General features: G+C 73.1%; 15 protein-coding genes. 6 read left to right on the top strand and 9 right to left on the bottom strand.

Translation table 11 applies throughout. The features are described 5' to 3' along the window. The first annotated feature begins 16 nt into the window (after window positions 1-16). Window positions 17-1,033, top strand: a complete 1,017-nt coding sequence (locus ACGFT2_RS21985) for a hypothetical protein (RefSeq protein WP_393280817.1) — start codon at window positions 17-19, stop codon at window positions 1,031-1,033. Window positions 1,034-1,043: 10 nt separating this feature from the next. Next, the gene (locus ACGFT2_RS21980) at window positions 1,044-1,436 is read left to right on the top strand and encodes a hypothetical protein (RefSeq protein WP_393280987.1); all 393 of its coding nucleotides are present in this window, start codon (window positions 1,044-1,046) and stop codon (window positions 1,434-1,436) included. Window positions 1,437-1,501: 65 nt separating this feature from the next. On the opposite strand, the gene ACGFT2_RS21975 is transcribed toward ACGFT2_RS21980, so the two are convergent. The 5 genes from ACGFT2_RS21975 to ACGFT2_RS21955 all read right to left on the bottom strand — a co-directional run bounded on the left by ACGFT2_RS21975 (window position 1,502) and on the right by ACGFT2_RS21955 (window position 8,205). Beyond that, window positions 1,502-3,631 (bottom strand): 3-hydroxyacyl-CoA dehydrogenase NAD-binding domain-containing protein, encoded by a 2,130-nt coding sequence (locus ACGFT2_RS21975; protein ID WP_393280814.1) that lies wholly within the window; start codon window positions 3,629-3,631, stop codon window positions 1,502-1,504. After that, window positions 3,628-4,848 carry a thiolase family protein gene (locus tag ACGFT2_RS21970; RefSeq protein WP_393280812.1) on the bottom strand — a complete coding sequence of 407 codons (1,221 nt, stop codon included), beginning with the start codon at window positions 4,846-4,848 and terminating at the stop codon, window positions 3,628-3,630. Before ACGFT2_RS21970 ends, ACGFT2_RS21975 begins: the two co-directional genes overlap by 4 nt. 307 nt (window positions 4,849-5,155) lie before the next feature. After that, the gene (locus tag ACGFT2_RS21965; protein WP_393280809.1) at window positions 5,156-6,445 is read right to left on the bottom strand and encodes a ribonuclease D; all 1,290 of its coding nucleotides are present in this window, start codon (window positions 6,443-6,445) and stop codon (window positions 5,156-5,158) included. Window positions 6,446-6,591: 146 nt separating this feature from the next. Beyond that, the gene (locus ACGFT2_RS21960; RefSeq protein WP_258778726.1) at window positions 6,592-7,251 is read right to left on the bottom strand and encodes a response regulator transcription factor; all 660 of its coding nucleotides are present in this window, start codon (window positions 7,249-7,251) and stop codon (window positions 6,592-6,594) included. A gap of 282 nt (window positions 7,252-7,533) precedes the next feature. Then, entirely contained in the window at window positions 7,534-8,205 is a 672-nt protein-coding gene (locus tag ACGFT2_RS21955; protein ID WP_393280807.1) for a DUF3000 domain-containing protein, read from the bottom strand. 98 nt (window positions 8,206-8,303) lie between these two features. Between ACGFT2_RS21955 and hemE the strand changes: the two genes are divergently transcribed. Continuing rightward, window positions 8,304-9,371, top strand: coding sequence for a uroporphyrinogen decarboxylase (gene hemE / locus ACGFT2_RS21950; RefSeq protein ID WP_393280805.1), 1,068 nt, complete (start codon window positions 8,304-8,306; stop codon window positions 9,369-9,371). Between the two features lies 1 nt (window position 9,372). Here hemE and ACGFT2_RS21945 read toward each other — a convergent pair whose 3' ends face one another. Continuing rightward, window positions 9,373-10,194: a rhomboid family intramembrane serine protease gene (locus ACGFT2_RS21945; protein WP_393280802.1), complete on the bottom strand. Its 822-nt coding sequence runs from the start codon at window positions 10,192-10,194 to the stop codon at window positions 9,373-9,375. Window positions 10,195-10,286: 92 nt separating this feature from the next. Between ACGFT2_RS21945 and ACGFT2_RS21940 the strand changes: the two genes are divergently transcribed. Next, window positions 10,287-10,586: a hypothetical protein gene (locus ACGFT2_RS21940; protein WP_393280799.1), complete on the top strand. Its 300-nt coding sequence runs from the start codon at window positions 10,287-10,289 to the stop codon at window positions 10,584-10,586. Here ACGFT2_RS21940 and ACGFT2_RS21935 read toward each other — a convergent pair. Together ACGFT2_RS21935 and ACGFT2_RS21930 are read right to left on the bottom strand one after the other, a co-directional pair. Beyond that, window positions 10,583-11,995, bottom strand: coding sequence for an FAD-dependent oxidoreductase (locus tag ACGFT2_RS21935; protein WP_393280796.1), 1,413 nt, complete (start codon window positions 11,993-11,995; stop codon window positions 10,583-10,585). The genes ACGFT2_RS21940 and ACGFT2_RS21935 overlap by 4 nt on opposite strands. A gap of 27 nt (window positions 11,996-12,022) precedes the next feature. Further along, window positions 12,023-13,081 carry a DUF4349 domain-containing protein gene (locus tag ACGFT2_RS21930; RefSeq protein WP_393280793.1) on the bottom strand — a complete coding sequence of 353 codons (1,059 nt, stop codon included), beginning with the start codon at window positions 13,079-13,081 and terminating at the stop codon, window positions 12,023-12,025. Between the two features lie 204 nt (window positions 13,082-13,285). On the opposite strand from ACGFT2_RS21930, the gene hemG reads away from it, so the two are divergent. Both hemG and hemQ read left to right on the top strand, forming a co-directional pair. Then, window positions 13,286-14,890 (top strand): protoporphyrinogen oxidase, encoded by a 1,605-nt coding sequence (hemG, locus tag ACGFT2_RS21925; protein WP_393280790.1) that lies wholly within the window; start codon window positions 13,286-13,288, stop codon window positions 14,888-14,890. Between the two features lie 5 nt (window positions 14,891-14,895). Continuing rightward, entirely contained in the window at window positions 14,896-15,627 is a 732-nt protein-coding gene (gene hemQ, locus ACGFT2_RS21920; RefSeq protein WP_393280787.1) for a hydrogen peroxide-dependent heme synthase, read from the top strand. Between the two features lie 182 nt (window positions 15,628-15,809). On the opposite strand, the gene ACGFT2_RS21915 is transcribed toward hemQ, so the two are convergent. After that, window positions 15,810-17,474, bottom strand: coding sequence for an alpha/beta hydrolase (locus tag ACGFT2_RS21915; protein ID WP_393280784.1), 1,665 nt, complete (start codon window positions 17,472-17,474; stop codon window positions 15,810-15,812). Window positions 17,475-17,532: the final 58 nt, after the last annotated feature.

Genomic DNA, 17,532 nt, shown 5'->3' with positions numbered 1-17,532 from the left:
GGACTAAAGTGAACCGGTGAACGGCGACTGGCTCCTCCGCGGCCGCGACGGCCGGCTCAGCGCCTACCGGCTGTCGGCCGATGCCGTCCTGTGCCGTGCAGAGAGCGGCCCGGACGGCCCCTGGACCGACCCGCACCGGGTGGGCGGCGACCAAAGGCTCCATCCCGTCCTCGCCGTAGGCCAGGGCGCCGACGGCTACGCCCACCTGGTCTCCTGGCGCCCCACGGCCGAGGGCGAGTCCGGACTGGTGCACAGCACGCACTTCCGGCCGCGTCTCGCGGCCCTGGACTGGAATCCGGTCGGCCACCCGGACAAGAGGGGCGACCGCACCGGCACGCCCGCCGTCGCGGTCGACGCCCAGGGCCGCGCCCATGTCTTCGTGCGCAACGGCGGCGGCGGCGTGAGCCTGCTCGCGCAGAAGGAGAAGGGCGGCTGGGAGCCCTGGCGGGACCTGAAGGGCGAGGGGGTCCAGGACGGTCTCGCGGCGGTGACGGGGGAGTCCGGCCGGGTCGAGCTGTACGCGGCCGTCCCCACGGGCCTGGTGCACTGGCGTCAGGAGGAGCCCGGCGCCCGGCCCGTGCTCCAGGAGACCCTGCGGGCCCCGGTCCGGCCGGGCACCCTGTACGCCCTCGCCACGTCCGCCGGCAGCACGACGGTCTTCTACACCGACACCACCGGCGACCTGTGCGCCTGGCGTCCCGGCGGCAAGCCGGCCCCCCTGCTGCCCGCGGCCGGCTCCGGCCCGGTCGCCGCGGTCCGCTGCGAGCTCGACGGGCACGACTGCACCTTGCTCGCCCAGCGTTCCGCGAGCGGCCGGGTCGGCTTCGCCGCGTACCCGACGGAGCTGGAGGCGGCGGGCGCCTGGTGGACCGAGTCCGGCCCGCGACTGCCGGTGGACGCGCTGGTGTCCCTCGCGACGGACGAGACCGGCCGGGTGGTGGCGGCCACGTCGTCCGCGTCGACCGGCCAACTCCTGCTGACCCGGCGCAAGGTCGAGCCGGGGCTGGCACTGGAGGCGTGGCGCCGGGTCTGAGTGCGCGATGATGGCTGCCGTGGACACCGAGACACTCATAGGCGCATGGCGGCGTCTCCTCAGCGGCTCCGGGAAATCGTGGGTGCTCTTCGAGCACGGCACCTGTGTGGTGCTGGAGGAGCCCGTGGGACCACTCGCCGACCGGGGCACCGAGATCCTGCGCGAGTTCGGCCCCGCGAGCGTGGGCGGCCCGGCGGGCGACTTCCGCGTGCTCGAACTGAAGAACGGTGAGGGCTGGCTGGTGACGGGCCACCACCCGGACGTCGTCACCTTCGTCGCCCTCGACGAGTGCGAGGACCCCTCGCACCTGGCCGTCGGCATCCACGGACGGTCCAAGCGCGACCGGGACGGCAGGGAACCGCACGTCGTCCACGTCGAGGACGCCCGTCCGCCCGCCCCCTAGGACGAGACGCCGAAGCCCGGCACACCACGAGGTGCGCCGGGCTCCGCGGAACCGTACGGAACGGGTCAGGCCGGAACGCTCGCCACGCCCGGAGCCAGGAACTTCTTGCCGTTCACGCGCTCGGAGACACCCTCGCGGTCCAGGTACGGCGTGATGCCGCCCAGGTGGAAGGGCCAGCCGGCGCCCGTGATCAGGCACAGGTCGATGTCCTGCGCCTCGGCGACGACGCCCTCGTCGAGCATGAGCCCGATCTCCTGCGCCACCGCGTCCAGCACCCGCGCCCGCACCTGCTCCTCGGTCAGGACGGCATCGCCCTGCTTCAGCAGCGCGGCGACCTCCGGGTCCAGCTCCGGCTTGCCGCTGTCGTAGACGTAGAAGCCGCGCTTGCCCGCCTCGACGACCGCCTTGAGGTTCGGGGAGACCGTGAAGCGGTCCGGGAAGGCCCGGTTGAGGGTCTCCGAGACGTGCAGGCCGATCGCCGGGCCGACCAGCTCCAGCAGCACCAGCGGGGACATCGGCAGACCGAGCGGCTCGATCGCCTTCTCGGCGACCTCGACCGGGGTGCCCTCGTCGATGACGTTCTGGATCTCGCCCATGAAGCGGGTCAGGATGCGGTTCACGACGAACGCCGGGGCGTCCTTGGTGAGGACCGCGGTCTTCTTCAGCTTCTTGGCGACGGCGAACGCGGTCGCGAGCGAGGCGTCGTCCGTCTTCTCGCCGCGGACGATCTCCAGCAGCGGGAGGACGGCGACCGGGTTGAAGAAGTGGAAGCCGACGACCCGCTCGGGGTGCTTGAGCTTCGACGCCATCTCCGACACCGACAGCGACGAGGTGTTGGTGGCGAAGATCGCGTGCGCCGGGGCGACCGCCTCGACCTCCGCGAACACCTGCTGCTTGACGCCGATCTCCTCGAACACGGCCTCGATGACGAAGTCCGCGTCCGCGAAGCCCTCGGCCTTGTCCAGGACACCGGACACCAGCGCCTTGAGGCGGTTGGCCTTGTCCTGGTTGATCCGGCCCTTGCCGAGCAGCTTGTCGATCTCGGCGTGGACGTAGCCCACACCCTTGTCGACGCGCGCCTGGTCGATGTCGGTCAGCACGACCGGCACCTCGAGGCGGCGCAGGAACAGCAGGGCGAGCTGCGAGGCCATCAGGCCGGCGCCGACGACACCGACCTTGGTGACCGGGCGGGCCAGGTTCTTGTCCGGGGCGCCGGCGGGACGCTTGCCGCGCTTCTGGACGAGGTTGAAGGCGTAGATGCCGGAGCGCAGTTCGCCGCCCATGATCAGGTCGGCGAGGGCCTGGTCCTCGGCGTCGTAGCCCTGCTGGAGGTCGCCGTTCTTGGCGGCCGCGATGATGTCCAGGGCGCGGTAGGCGGCCGGAGCGGCCCCGTGCACCTTGGAGTCGGCGATGGACCGGCCCTTGGCGACGGCCTGGTCCCAGCCCTCGCCGCGGTCGATCGCCGGACGCTCGACGGCGATCTCGCCCTTGAGCACCTGGGCGGTCCAGATCAGCGACTGCTCCAGGAAGTCGGCACCCTCGAAGATCGCGTCGGCGATGCCGAGTTCGAAGACCTGCCGGCCCTTGAGCTGCTTGTTCTGGTTCAGCGAGTTCTCGATGACGACCGAGACGGCCTTCTCGGCGCCGATCAGGTTCGGCAGCAGCGTGCAGCCGCCCCAGCCGGGGACGAGACCGAGGAAGACCTCGGGCAGCGAGAACGCCGGGATCGCCTTGGAGACGGTCCGGTAGGAGCAGTGCAGGCCGACCTCGACGCCGCCGCCCATCGCGGCACCGTTGTAGTAGGCGAACGTCGGGACCGCGAGGCCCGCGAGACGCTTGAAGACCTCGTGGCCGCCCTTGCCGATGGCGAGCGCGTCCTCGTGCTTCTTCAGCAGCTCGACGCCCTTGAGGTCGGCGCCGACGGCGAAGATGAACGGCTTGCCGGTGACACCGGCGCCGACGATCGTGCCCTCGGCCGCTTCCTTCTCGACCTGGTCGATCGCGGTGTCGAGGTTCGCGAGCGACTGCGGCCCGAAAGTGGTCGGCTTGGTGTGGTCCAGACCGTTGTCCAGGGTGATGAGCGCGAAGCGCCCGGCACCGGAGGGCAGGTCGAGGTGGCGTACGTGCGCCTGCGTGACGACCTCGTCCGGGAACAGCTCGGCCGCGCCCTTCAGGAGTTCAGCGGTGGTGCTCACTTGTCGCCTCCGTCGAAGTGCGGGTTCTCCCAGATGACCGTCGCGCCCATGCCGAAGCCGACGCACATGGTGGTCAGGCCGTAACGGACCTGCGGCTGCTCCTCGAACTGGCGGGCCAGCTGCGTCATCAGACGGACGCCGGAGGAGGCGAGCGGGTGGCCGTAGGCGATCGCGCCGCCGTACTGGTTGACGCGCTCGTCGTCGTCCGCGATGCCGTAGTGGTCGAGGAAGGCGAGCACCTGGATGGCGAAGGCCTCGTTGATCTCGAACAGGCCGATGTCGGAGATGGACAGACCCGCCTGTGCGAGGGCCTTCTCCGTCGCCGGGATCGGGCCGTAGCCCATGACCTCGGGCTCGACGCCCGCGAAGGCGTAGGAGACCAGGCGCATCTTGACCGGCAGGCCGTTCTCGCGGGCGAAGTCCTCGCTCGCGATGATCGACGCGGTGGCGCCGTCGTTCAGTCCGGCCGCGTTGCCCGCGGTGACCCGGCCGTGCACGCGGAACGGCGTCTTCAGACCGGAGAGGTTCTCCAGCGTGGTGCCCGGGCGCATCGGCTCGTCGGCGGTGACCAGGCCCCAGCCGGTCTCGCCGGCCTCGGCGTTGGTGCGGCGCACCGAGATCGGCACCAGGTCCTGCTGAATCTTGCCGTTGGCGTACGCCTTGGCGGCCTTCTCCTGCGAGCGCACCGCGTACTCGTCGGCGCGCAGCTTGGTGATCTGCGGGTAGCGGTCGTGCAGGTTCTCCGCGGTCATGCCCATGAACAGGGCGGACTCGTCGACCAGCTTCTCGCTGACGAAGCGCGGGTTCGGGTCCACGCCCTCGCCCATCGGGTGGCGGCCCATGTGCTCCACGCCACCGGCGATGACGGCGTCGTAGGCGCCGAAGGCGATCGAGCCGGCGGTGGTCGTCACGGCGGTCAGGGCGCCGGCGCACATGCGGTCGATCGAGTAGCCGGGCACCGACTGCGGCAGGCCCGCGAGGATGCCGGCCGTGCGGCCCAGGGTGAGGCCCTGGTCACCGATCTGCGTGGTCGCGGCGATGGCGACCTCGTCGATCTTCTTCGGGTCCAGCCCGGGGTTGCGGCGCAGCAGCTCCCGGATCGCCTTCACGACGAGGTCGTCGGCGCGGGTCTCGTGGTAGATACCCTTCGGGCCCGCTTTGCCGAAGGGGGTGCGGACGCCGTCGACGAAGACGACGTCCCTGACGGTACGAGGCACGATGGCTCTCCTCCAGGATGCGGGACGCTGAGCGCTTGCTTACGACCATGCTACTTGCGAGTAATGTAGCTGCCCAGTCCCACCCGGAGGAGCGGCGAACGTCACACCGGCGAGCGGGCTGCCGTCACGGCCGCCGGATCGGCGGGCGGCGCCCCGTCAGGGGCTCGGGCCGGACGCACCGCGCGCCGCGACGTGCCCGGCCGGGTCGAGGTCCAGCACCGGCGACGTGGCCGTGCCGGGTCGGGCGCCGCACACCCGCAACCCGCCCGGTCGGGCCCGGCACCCCGCACCGGCGACCCGCCGCGGGCTACGCCCCCTGCGCCGAGAGCGCGCTCAGCAGGACCGGGGTCACCTGTTCCACCTGCCACGGGCGCGCGCCGTGTCCGGCGAGCGCGGCCTCCACGGACGCGGCGTCGGGCACGGCGGGCGGTTCCCAGCACAGGCGCCGCACGGTGTCCGGGGAGATCAGGTTCTCCTGGGGCATGTTGAGCCGCTCGGCGAGAGCCGTCACCCCCGCCCGGGCCGCGGACAGCCGAGCCGCGGCGACGGGATCCTTGTCGGCCCAGGCCCGCGGCGGCGGCGGTCCGGTCACCGGCTGGCCGGGCTGCGGCAGCGCGCTCTCGGTCAGCGCCTTCGCGCGGTCCACCGCGGCCTGCCACTGCTCCAGCTGCCGCCGCCCCGTACGGTGCCCGAAGCCGTTCAGCGCGGAGAGCGCGTGCACGGTGCCCGGCAGCGCGAGCGCGGCCTCCACGATGGCCGCGTCGGACAGCACCTTGCCCGGCGACACGTCGCGCCGCTGGGCGATCCGGTCCCGGGTCTGCCACAGCTCCCGTACCACCGCCAGCTGCCTGCGCCGGCGCACCTTGTGCATCCCGGAGGTACGGCGCCAGGGGTCCTTGCGCGGCTCGGCGGGCGGCGCGGACGCGATCGCGTCGAACTCCTGCAGGGCCCACTCCAGCTTGCCCTGCCGGTCCAGCTCCTTCTCCAGGGCGTCGCGCAGGTCGACGAGGAGTTCCACGTCCAGGGCGGCGTAGCGCAGCCACGGCTCGGGCAGCGGCCGGGTGGACCAGTCGACGGCCGAGTGGCCCTTCTCCAGGACGTAGCCGAGGACGCTCTCGACCATGGCGCCGAGGCCGACGCGGGGGAACCCGGCGAGCCGGCCGGCCAGCTCGGTGTCGAAGAGCCGGGCCGGGACCATGCCTATCTCGCGCAGGCAGGGCAGGTCCTGGGTGGCCGCGTGCAGGACCCACTCGACGCCGGACAGCGCCTCGCCGAGACCGGACAGGTCGGGGCAGGCGACGGGGTCGATCAGTGCGCTGCCGGCGCCCTCGCGGCGCAGCTGCACCAGATAGGCGCGCTGGCCGTACCGGTAGCCGGAGGCACGCTCGGCGTCCACGGCGACGGGGCCGGAGCCCGCGGCGAACGCGGCGATCACCTCGGCGAGGGCGGCCTCGTCGGTGACCACCGGCGGAATGCCCTCGCGGGGTTCGAGCAGCGGGGTCGGCGCCTCCGTCACAGAAGATCCGGCGTCGTCCGGAGGGGTGCCTCCGGTGGTGCGCAGGGAACTGTCTGCTGCGGTGTCTTGGGCGTCGGTCACCTGTCAAGGGTATCGGTGCGCGGGCGGCGCCCGTCGCCGGAACGTTCCGTCGGCGGGCGCCGGAGGGTCGTAAACCAGTCAGCGCGGTGAATCTTGCGGTTCACGCGGGTGAACCGGCGGTTCCCCCGAAGGGGGCACGCGCAGGCTCAGTGGATGATCCCGGTGCGCAGGGCCACCGCCACCATGCCGGCGCGGTCGCCGGTGCCCAGCTTGCGGGCGATGCGGGCCAGGTGGCTCTTCACGGTCAGTGCGGACAGGCCCATGGAGACGCCGATGGCCTTGTTCGACTGGCCCTCCGCGACCAGCCGCAGCACCTCGACCTCGCGCCCGGACAGCTCCCGGTAGCCACCCGGGTGGCTCGGGGCACCCGGGGGACGGCGGTGCATCCGGGCGGCACCACCGAGCGGAGTGGCGCCGGGCCGGCTGGGCAGACCGATGTTGGTGCGGGTGCCGGTGACGACGTAGCCCTTGACCCCTCCGGCCAGGGCGTTGCGGACCGCGCCGATGTCGTCGGCGGCGGAAAGGGCCAGCCCGTTGGGCCAGCCCGCGGCGCGGGTCTCGGAGAGCAGGGTCAGGCCGGAGCCGTCGGGCAGGTGGACGTCGGCGACGCAGATGTCGCGCGGGTTGCTGATGCGGGGACGGGCCTCCGCGATGGACGAGGCTTCGATGACATCGCGCACGCCGAGCGCCCACAGGTGGCGGGTGACGGTGGAACGGACACGCGGGTCGGCCACGACCACCATGGCGGTCGGCTTGTTCGGGCGGTAGGCGACCAGGCTTGCGGGCTGCTCGAGGAGAACGGACACCAGGCCTCCTGGGTGGGGGGACGGGGCCGGCTTGTGGGGAGTTAGCCGGGACGAACCGTGCTTTCAAGGTCACAGTCGTCTTCGGCAGCAAACTCGTCCGCCTTTAGAGAATGATCACGATCTAGTGAGTAACAATCCGTGCAATTCGGACACGCGATCGATCATCCGAAGATCGAGTCGGTTCGTTCGAGTGCGAATCGAGTACGGAATGTGGCCGTATCGACAAAGAGATGGTCAACAGTGCGTCCGTGAGGATTACGGCGTCGAAAACCGGGAGTCAGCTCACCGCGACTGCGGGCCCCTGCGCTGCGGCAGGGTGACCACCGAGGTGTCGCCGGGGCCGGCCGGCGGCAGCCCCCCGACCTGCGCGAGCAGATCGCACCAGGCGGCCAGGTGACCGCCCGTGTCCGGCACCCCGCCCCGGCCCTCACGGGGCGTCCAGGAAGCCCTGATCTCGATCTGCGAGGCGGCCGGCCGCTCGGCGAGGCCGCCGAAGTAGTGCGAGGCGGCGCGCGTGATCGTGCCACTGGGCTCGCCGTAGCCGAGCCCGCGCGCCTGCAGCGCCCCGGTCAGCCACGACCAGCACACCTCCGGCAGCAGCGGATCGGCCGCCATCTCCGGCTCCAGCTCCGCGCGCACCAGGGTCACCAGCCGGAACGTCCCCTGCCAGGCCTCGTGCCCGGCCGGGTCGTGCAGCAGCACGAGACGCCCGTCCGCCAGCTCCTGCTCGCCGTCGACCACCACGGCCTCCAGCGCGTGCGCGTACGGGGCGAGCCGCTGCGGCGCGGGCGTCGGCTCCACCTCGACCTGCGAGCGCACCCGCGCGGTCCGCAGCGCGTCGACCGCGGCCCGGAACACAGGCGGCAGCCCACCGCCCGCCCGCCCCTGCGCGGTGTCCTTCGCGTCGTCCATTCCGTCAGCGCCGTCCGACAGTCGTCCCTGAGCCGCAGCCATGCGGGGAAGAGTAAGGGGAACGGGGCCCGCACGCAGGGAGGGACACCCCAGAAGGGCAGCCGCACTTCTCGGTCCGCGGCCGTGCGAGACTTGCCGTCGTGAGTGCCAACGGAAGCCCCTCGGGCCAGCAGCCGACCGCTACGTACGACAGCGCCTTCCTCAAGGCGTGCCGGCGTGAGGCCGTGCCGCACACCCCCGTGTGGTTCATGCGCCAGGCCGGCCGCTCCCTGCCCGAGTACCGCAAGGTACGCGAGGGCGTCCCGATGCTCGAGTCCTGCATGCGCCCCGAGCTGGTCACCGAGATCACCCTGCAGCCGGTGCGCCGGCACCACGTGGACGCGGCGATCTACTTCAGCGACATCGTCGTCCCGCTGAAGGCCATCGGCATCGACCTCGACATCAAGCCCGGCGTCGGCCCGGTCGTCGAGCAGCCCGTCCGCACCCGGGCCGACCTGGCCCGGCTGCGCGATCTGACGCCCGAGGACGTCTCCTACGTCACCGCGGCGATCGGCATGCTCACCCGTGAGCTGGGCGCCACCCCGCTGATCGGATTCGCCGGCGCGCCGTTCACCCTCGCGAGCTACCTCGTCGAGGGCGGCCCCTCGCGCACGTACGAGAACGCCAAGGCGATGATGTACGGCGACCCCGAGCTGTGGGCCGACCTGCTCGACCGCCTCGCCGACATCACGGCCGGCTTCCTGAAGGTGCAGATCGAGGCCGGCGCGAGCGCGGTCCAGCTGTTCGACTCGTGGGCGGGCGCCCTGGCGCCGGCCGACTACCGCAAGTCGGTCATGCCCGCCTCCGTGAAGGTCTTCGAGGCCGTGGCCGGCTACGGCGTCCCGCGCATCCACTTCGGGGTCGGCACCGGTGAGCTGCTCGGGCTCATGGGCGAGGCCGGCGCGGACGTCGTCGGCGCCGACTGGCGCGTCCCGCTGGACGAGGCCGCGCGCCGGGTCGGTCCCGGCAAGGCGATCCAGGGCAACCTCGACCCGACGGTCCTGTTCACCGACAAGGACACCGTCGAGGCCCAGGCCGGCGAGGTGCTGAAGGCGGCCGCCGGTCTGGAGGGCCACGTCTTCAACCTCGGCCACGGCGTCATGCCGAACACCGACCCGGACGCGCTGACCCGGCTCGTGGACTACGTCCACACCGCCACCGCGCGCTGACTCACCAGGAGTAGTGGGGCCGCGCCCGCCTGCCGAACAGCAGGCCGGGCGGCTCCGGCGGGGGAGGCGTGCCGGGCTTGAGCGGCCAGGCCAGCAGCATGCCCGCCACGAAGCCCACCACATGGGCCGCGTACGCCACCGTTCCGCCGGAGACGCCGTGCCCGGAGGAGTACACCGCCTGCAGAGCGAACCAGAAGCCCAGCACCAGCCACGCGGGCAGTCTGAGCGGCAGGAAGACCAGGAACGGGACGAGGACCCAGACCCGCGCCTTCGGGTACAGCACCAGATAGGCGCCGAGGACCCCGGCGATGGCGCCGGACGCGCCGATCAGCGGTTCGCCCGAGGAGTCGTTGAGCAGCGCGAAGCCGTAACCGGCCGCGTAGCCGCAGACGACGTAGAAGAGGAAATAGCGGACGTGGCCCATCCGGTCCTCGACGTTGTTGCCGAAGATCAGCAGGAAGAGCATGTTCCCCAGCAGGTGCAGCCAGCTGCCGTGCAGGAACATCGCCGTGAAGACCGACAGCGCCGGTGACTTGTCGTAGCCGGGCCGGCCCACGACACAGCCGGGACCGTGCGGGCCCACGCCCACCTCGCCGGTGGGGACCACCCGGGGCAGCTGATGGTGGATCAGCTCCCTCGGCACCGCCGCGTAGTGGTCCATGAAGGCCTGCAGGTGACACAGGCGCAACAGATCGCCGTCGCCGGTCACCGAACCGGCTATCCCGGGCATGGTGATGAAGACGAGGACGTTGACGCCGATGAGCACGTACGTCACCCACGGGGTGCGGCGCACGGGATTCACGTCATGGACGGGGATGACCACACAGAAGTAGTGCCCGCGCTGAGACCCGTGAATCGGTGAACGCCGCCCCGCGGCCGTGCGTATCTCTCCTCAACCGACGTGAGGATCAGGCGATGACGAATGCTGCGCAGATACCGGTGATGCACGCCCTGCCCGACGGCGAGGCCGAGGTGTCCTTGGTGGTACGGCTTCCCTGGGAGGACGTCGCGCGGCTCGGCCAGGAGGCCGGGCGGCTCGCTGCCCAGATGCAGCGGCCCGTGACGCTGGACGAGGCGGTGAGCTACCGCCTGCGCTCGACCCGCCCCTCCGCCTCCCACGCCAAGCCCGCCGGCGAGCAGCCCGCCGCCGTGACGTCCGGCGTGGCGTCCAGCACGGGCGTCACCTCGCTGCCGCGGATCAGCGGGACCGCCTAGCCGCCTTCGGGCCGGTCGCCCTGCCGTACCTTCGCCGCGGCCTTTCTCGCCGCCACCAGGACCGGGTCCCACACCGGTGAGAAGGGCGGGGCGTAGCCGAGGTCCAGGGCCGTCATCGCCTCCACCGTCATCCCCGCGGTCAGCGCCACGGCGGCGATGTCCACCCGCTTGCCCGCGCCCTCCCTGCCGACGATCTGGACGCCGAGCAGCCGGCCCGTGCGGCGTTCGGCGAGCATCTTGACCGTCATGCCGGAGGCGCCGGGGTAGTAGCCGGCGCGGCTGGTCGACTCGATGGTGACCGACTCGAACCGCAGACCCGCCCGGAGGGCGTCCTTCTCGCGCAGGCCGGTGCGGGCGATCTCCAGGTCGCAGACCTTGCTGACGGCCGTGCCCACGACGCCGGGGAAGGTGGCGTAGCCACCGCCCGCGTTGGTGCCGATGACCTGGCCGTGCTTGTTGGCGTGGGTGCCGAGCGGGACGTACTGCTCCTGGCCGGAGACGAGGTTCAGCACCTCCACGCAGTCGCCGCCCGCCCAGACGTTCTCCTGTCCGCGCACCCGCATCGCCAGGTCGGTGAGCAGGCCGCCGTGGGCACCGACGGGCAGGCCGGCCGTCCGGGCCAGGGCCGTCTCCGGACGGACACCGATGCCGAGGACCACGACGTCCGCGGGGTACTCGGCGTCCTGCGTGGCGACCGCGCGAACCCGGCCGTCCTCTCCGGTGAGCAGTTCGGTGACCTCGGCGTCGTTCACCATGGTGATGCCCAGGCCCTCCATGGCCCGGTGCACCAGGCGGCCCATGTCCGCGTCGAGCGTCGACATGGGCTCCCTGCCGCGGTTGACCACCGTCACCTCGTAGCCGCGCTTGATCAGTGCCTCGGCCATCTCCACGCCGATGTAGCCGGCGCCCACGACCACCGCCCTGCGGCCGTCGGTGCGGCCCAGCGAGTCGAGCAGGGCCTGGCCGTCGTCCAGGGTCTGCACGCCGTGCACCCCTGGGGCGTCCGCGCCCGGCAGGTCCGGGCGGACCGGGCGGGCCCCGGTGGCGATGACGAGCTTGTCGTACGCCGTCCAGTACTCGGCACCGGAATCGACGTCACGCGCGCGCACCCGCTGCCCGGCCACGTCGATCCCGGTGACCTCGGTGCGCAGCCGCAGGTCGATCCCGCGTTCCCGGTGCGCCTCGGGCGTACGGGCGATCAGCCGGTCCCGCTCGGGGACGTCGCCGCCCACCCAGTACGGGATGCCGCACGCCGAGAAGGAGGTGAAGTGGCCACGCTCGAAGGCCACGATCTCCAGCTCACCGGGGCCCCTGAGCCGGCGTGCCTGCGACGCCGCGGACATCCCCGCGGCGTCGCCGCCGATCACGACCAGTCGTTCCGTCCCGTCCCGCCCAGCACTCATGCTCATGGGAACACGCTACGGCGCGCGGGCACTTCAGTTCCGGTCCGCCCCGGTGGCGGGGTCGGACACCGGGCGGGCCGCCGGCAGCGGACCGGGCGTGGTCATCGCCGGCTCGGGCCCGGGCTCGGGCTCGGCACGGCGCGGCAGCCGGGGGTGCACCACCCGCCGCCACAGCAGCGCCAGCAGGGCCGCGAAGGCCGCGAACGGCAGGGCGGCACCCAGGGCGAGGGCGATCCAGCGGAGCATCGTGACGAACACCCGCCAGCCGCCCGAGAGCGCGTCCACGAGGCCCGGTGTGTCGTCACCGGCCGTCTTCCGCACGGGCGTCTCGGACAGCGAAAGGGTGATGGTCGCCAGGCCGGTGCGGTCCTTCAGCGAGGCCTGCCGGGCCAGCAGCGCCTCCAGGTCCGCCTGGCGGCCGCTCAACTCCCCCTCCAGCGCGACGACGTCGCTCAGTTTCGTCGCCCGGTCCATCAGGCCGCGGATGCGGTTCACGCTGGCCCGCTGCGACGCGACCCGGCTGCCGACGTCCACGACCTGGTCGGTGACGTCCTCCGCCTTGGCCGTACGGTCGATCAGCCGGCCCGTGCCCTGCAGGCCGCTGAGGACCTCGTCGTAACGGGCCGAGGGCACGCGCAGCACGACCCGGGTGGTCTCGTGGCCGTCGGCGTCCCGGCTCGTGCTCTCGTCGCCGACGTAACCGCCCGCGCCCTCGGCGGCCGTCCGGGCCTCGGCCAGGGCCTTGGCGGCGTCCTTGACCTCGACGGTGAGGGACGCGGTGCGGATGATCGCGCTCGGCGCGAGGTCGGGTGTCCCGGGGGCCCTCTTCCCGTTCTCCGCCGTGGCGCCGGGTGCGGCGGCCGCGTCGGCGCGCCGGGCGGACCGTGCGCCGGCGTCGGACTTCGCGGAGTCCCCGCCGGAGTCACCACCTGCGCCGCTGCACCCGGCCAGCGCCAGGGACGCGGCGAGCAGGACCCCGGCCAGGGCCCGGACGGACCGAGCGGGACGAGCGGGACGTGCGTGTCGTGCGGGACGTGCTTCTCGTGCGGGACGTGCTTCTCGTGCGGGACGTGCAAAACGCGGTGTGCGCATGGGCGGTACCCCCCGATGGCTGAGACCGATGACGTCCCTACGACGGCGAAGTCCGCCGGGACGTTTGCGGCGGCCGGTTCCGAAGCGGTCACGGTCCGGACTCGGTGCGGACACCGGCCCGGTGGAGCGGCGGCGCCGGCCCGGCGAGGCGGGGGGCCTCGGGCCCCGACGGGAGTGCCGGTGGGGTCTGAGAGAGTGGAGGGCATGAGCACAACGGGTAGGAGTACGGGGCACGTCGTCGTGGTCGGAGCCGGTATCGCCGGTCTGGCCGCCGCCCACCGGCTGCTGGACCGCGGCGCGCGCGTGACCGTCCTGGAGGCCTCCGAGCGGGTCGGCGGCAAGCTGCTGCCCGGTGACATCGCGGGTGTGCGGGTCGACCTGGGCGCCGAGTCGATGCTCGCCCGCCGCCCCGAGGCCGTGACCCTCGCGCGCGAGGTGGGTCTCGCCGGCCGGCTGCAGCCGCCGGCCACCGCGACCGCCTCGATCTGGACCCGTGGCGCGCTGCGGCCCATGCCCAAGGGCCATGTGATGGGCGTACCCGGCACCGCCGCCGCGCTCTCCGGCGTCCTGTCCGACGCGGGCCTGGCCCGCATCGAGCGCGACGCGTCGCTGCCCCGCACCGAGGTCGGCGACGACGTGGCCGTGGGGGAGTACGTGGCGGCCCGGCTCGGCCGCGAGGTCGTCGACCGGCTCGTCGAGCCCCTGCTCGGAGGGGTCTACGCGGGCGACGCGTACCGCATCTCGATGCGCTCGGCCGTCCCGCAGCTCTTCCGCGCGGCGCGCACGCACGACTCCCTGACGGCGGCGGTCCGCGAGATCCAGGCCGACGCGGCGGCGGCCCGGCAGACCGGCCCGGTCTTCCTGGGCATCGAGGGCGGTGTGGGCAGCCTCCCGCTCGCGGTCGCCGAGTCGGTGCGGGCGCGCGGCGGCGAGATCCTCACCGGGACGCCGGTGCGGGAGCTGCGCCGGTCCGGCACGCCGGGCCCGGACGGCGCGCACGGGACGCACGGCTCCGGGGTGCCGCGGGACCTGGCCGGGCAGCCGGCCGCCGGGAACGCGGGCGCGCCGCAGGGCACCGGTAGCGGGCAGCGGGCATCAGGGGCCGGGCAGCCGGCCGCCACGTGGCGCGTCGTGGCCGGAGACCGTGTCCTGCACGCCGACGCCGTCGTCCTCGCCGTCCCCGCCCGCGCCGCGGCCGGCCTGCTGCGCGCCGAGTCCCCGGCGGCAGCGGCAGGTCTGGCCGCCGTGGAGTACGCCTCCATGGCCCTGGTCACCCTCGCCTACCACCGAGCCGACCTGCGGCTGCCGGCAGGCAGCGGCTTCCTGGTGCCGCCCGTGGACGGCCGCAGCATCAAGGCGTCCACCTTCGCCTCGCAGAAGTGGGGCTGGATCGCCGGGCAGGACCCGGACGTGGCCGTGCTGCGCACCTCCGTGGGCCGCCACGGCGAGACCGCCCTGCTCCAGCGCGACGACGCCGACCTCGTCGAGATCTCCCGGCACGACCTGCGCGAGGCCACCGGCCTGGACGCGGTTCCGCTGCAGACCCGCGTCACCCGCTGGACCGACGGCCTGCCGCAGTACCCGGTGGGCCACCACGCGCGCGTGGCCAGCATCCGCGAGCACGTGGCCAGGCTGCCGGGGCTCGCGGTGTGCGGCGCGCAGTACGACGGCGTCGGCATCCCGGCGTGCGTCGCGAGCGCCTACGCGGCGGTGGACCAGCTGGCCGGCGACAGCACGGCGGCCGACGAGCCGGCCGACGAGCCGGCCGCCGACCCGGTGCAGAGCCTGCACGGCGGAGCGGGAGAATAGGGACCATGAGTGACGACGCCCCCATCACCGAGTCCGGCAGGATCCCGAACAAGGGCAAGCTGGCCAAGGACCTCAACGAGGTCATCCGCTACACCCTCTGGTCGGTCTTCAAGCTGAAGGACGTCCTGCCCGAGGACCGCACGGGATACGCCGACGAGGTCCAGGAGCTGTTCGACCAGCTCGCCGCCAAGGACGTGACGATCCGCGGCACCTACGACCTCTCCGGCCTGCGCGCCGACGCCGACCTCATGATCTGGTGGCACGCCGAGACCAGCGACCAGCTCCAGGAGGCGTACAACCTCTTCCGCCGCACCAGGCTGGGCCGCGCGCTGGAGCCCGTGTGGTCGAACATGGCGCTGCACCGCCCCGCCGAGTTCAACCGCTCGCACATTCCGGCGTTCCTGGCCGACGAGACGCCCCGCAACTACGTGAGCGTCTACCCGTTCGTGCGCTCCTACGACTGGTACCTGCTGCCGGACGAGGATCGCCGCCGCATGCTCGCCGACCACGGCAAGATGGCCCGCGGTTACCCGGACGTGCGTGCCAACACGGTCGCGTCGTTCTCCCTCGGCGACTACGAGTGGCTTCTCGCCTTCGAGGCCGACGAGCTGTACCGCATCGTCGACCTCATGCGTCATCTGCGCGCCTCCGAGGCCCGCATGCACGTCCGCGAAGAGGTCCCGTTCTTCACCGGCCGCCGCAAGTCCGTGGCGGACCTGGTGGCCGGCCTGGCCTGACAGCCCCCGTGCGGGGCGTGGGGACGCGGCGACGCGGGGTTCCCCCACGTGGCAGCGTCCCCGCCCGTCCCCGCCACGGGGATGCGTCCCCGCCACGGGGATGCGGCTCCGCCGCGTAGGCGCGGCCGGTCACGACGGGCCCGCGGCCGGGCGGTGATCTGCCGCGGCCACCCGGTGGTCGCCTACCGCCGGTCGGCCTTGCCCTTGAGGGCGTCCCGCCGGGCCGCCGTGTCGCTCCGGCCGCCGGAGGCGTCCGGCTTAGGCTCCGGGTGCGGCGCGCAGGACGCGTGCCGTGCCGGGAGGCGGCCCCGCAGCAGATAGGCGTCGAGGTGCGCGTTGATGCAGCTGTTGGGGCCGCCGCCCACCCCGTGGGTGCCCGCGTCCCGCTCGGTCAGCAGCACCGAGCCGGCCAGCCGCCGGTTCATCTCCACCGAGCCCTCGTACGGCGCGGCCGCGTCCCGCTCGGCCGCCAGGATCAGCACCGGCGGCAGCTCACCCGGCCCGGTCCGCACGTCCAGCGGCCGCTGCCGGGGCGCCGGCCAGTAGGCGCACGGCAAATTCATCCAGGCGTTGTCCCAGGTCTCGAAGGGCGCCACCCGGGCGAGCCGGGTGTTGTCGCGGTCCCACACCTTCCAGTCCGTCGGCCAGGACGCGTCGTTGCACTCGACGGCCGTGTACACCGCCCTGCCGTTCTCCGCCTCGGCGGCCGTCTCGGGGTGCGGGGCCGCCAGCCGGACCAGTGGTTTCGGGTCGCCGTGCAGATAGGCCGACAGGGCCTGGGCCCGGCTCGGCCAGAAGTCGTCGTAGTACCCGGCCGTCAGGAACGCGCTCTGCAGCTGGCCCGGACCGACCTTGCCGCCCGCCGCCTTCCCGGCCAGCCGGTCCCGCGCGATGTCGTAACTGCGCTGCACCTTCCGGGGCGTGGCGCCGAGCCGGTAGACGTCGTCGTGACGCGCGATCCAGTCACGGAAGTCCGCCCAGCGCTCCTCGAACGCGGCCGACTGGTCGAGGTTGCCGCGGTACCAGATCTTCTGCGGGTCCGGGTTCACCGCCGAGTCCAGCACCATGCGCCGCAGGTGCGAGGGGAACATCGCCGCGTACAGCGCGCCGTAGTAGGTGCCGTACGACGCTCCCATGAACGTCAGCCGGTTCTCGCCCAGCGCGGCCCGCAGGACGTCCAGGTCCCGGGCGTTGTTCAGCGACGTGTAGTGGCGCAGTCCGCTGCCCGAACGCTGGGCGCAGCCCTTCGCGTACGCCTTCGCCTGGGTGACGCGCTGCCGCTTGTACGCCTCGGACGGATGCGTCGGTGACGCGGTGGGCGCCTTGAAGAACCGCTTGGGGTCCTCGCAGGACAGCGGCGCCGAGCGCCCCACCCCGCGGGGGGCGTAGCCGACCAGGTCGTAGGCGGCGGCGATCCGCTGCCACCCCGGAACCCGGCCGATCAGCGGGAAGTACATGCCGGAGCCGCCGGGGCCCCCCGGGTTGTAGACGAGCGCGCCCTGCCGGGGGATCTTCCGTTTGCTGTTGGCCGGGTCCTTCTGCGTGGCCCGGACGCGGCTCACGGTCAGCTCGATGCGCCGGCCGTCGGGGCGGGCGTAGTCCAGCGGGACGGTCACCGTGCCGCACTGCAGACCGCTCGGCGCCTCGGGGACATCGGCGGCGGAGCACGCGCCGAAGTCGATACCGGCCGCCCGGGCACGGGCCACGGCCACCGCCGTGCCGCGCAGTTCGCCCGCGGCGGGCGCCGCGGGCGCACCGGGACCGGTGGGCGTGCCGCCTGCCGGGGCTGCGGCCAGCGTGGTCAGGAGCAAGGACCCGGCGGCCGAGTACAGCGCGGCAGCTCTCATCGCGTATCCCTTCGGTGCGCGGCGGCGATGGCACGGCTGCCACGGCCCGGCGACAACA

Origin of the sequence: Streptomyces sp. NPDC048514 (assembly GCF_043199955.1) — a bacterium.
In the GTDB taxonomy this organism is placed as follows: domain Bacteria; phylum Actinomycetota; class Actinomycetes; order Streptomycetales; family Streptomycetaceae; genus Streptomyces.
Note: the sequence above shows the minus strand (reverse complement) of the source record. Positions and strands in the feature narration are given on the sequence as shown.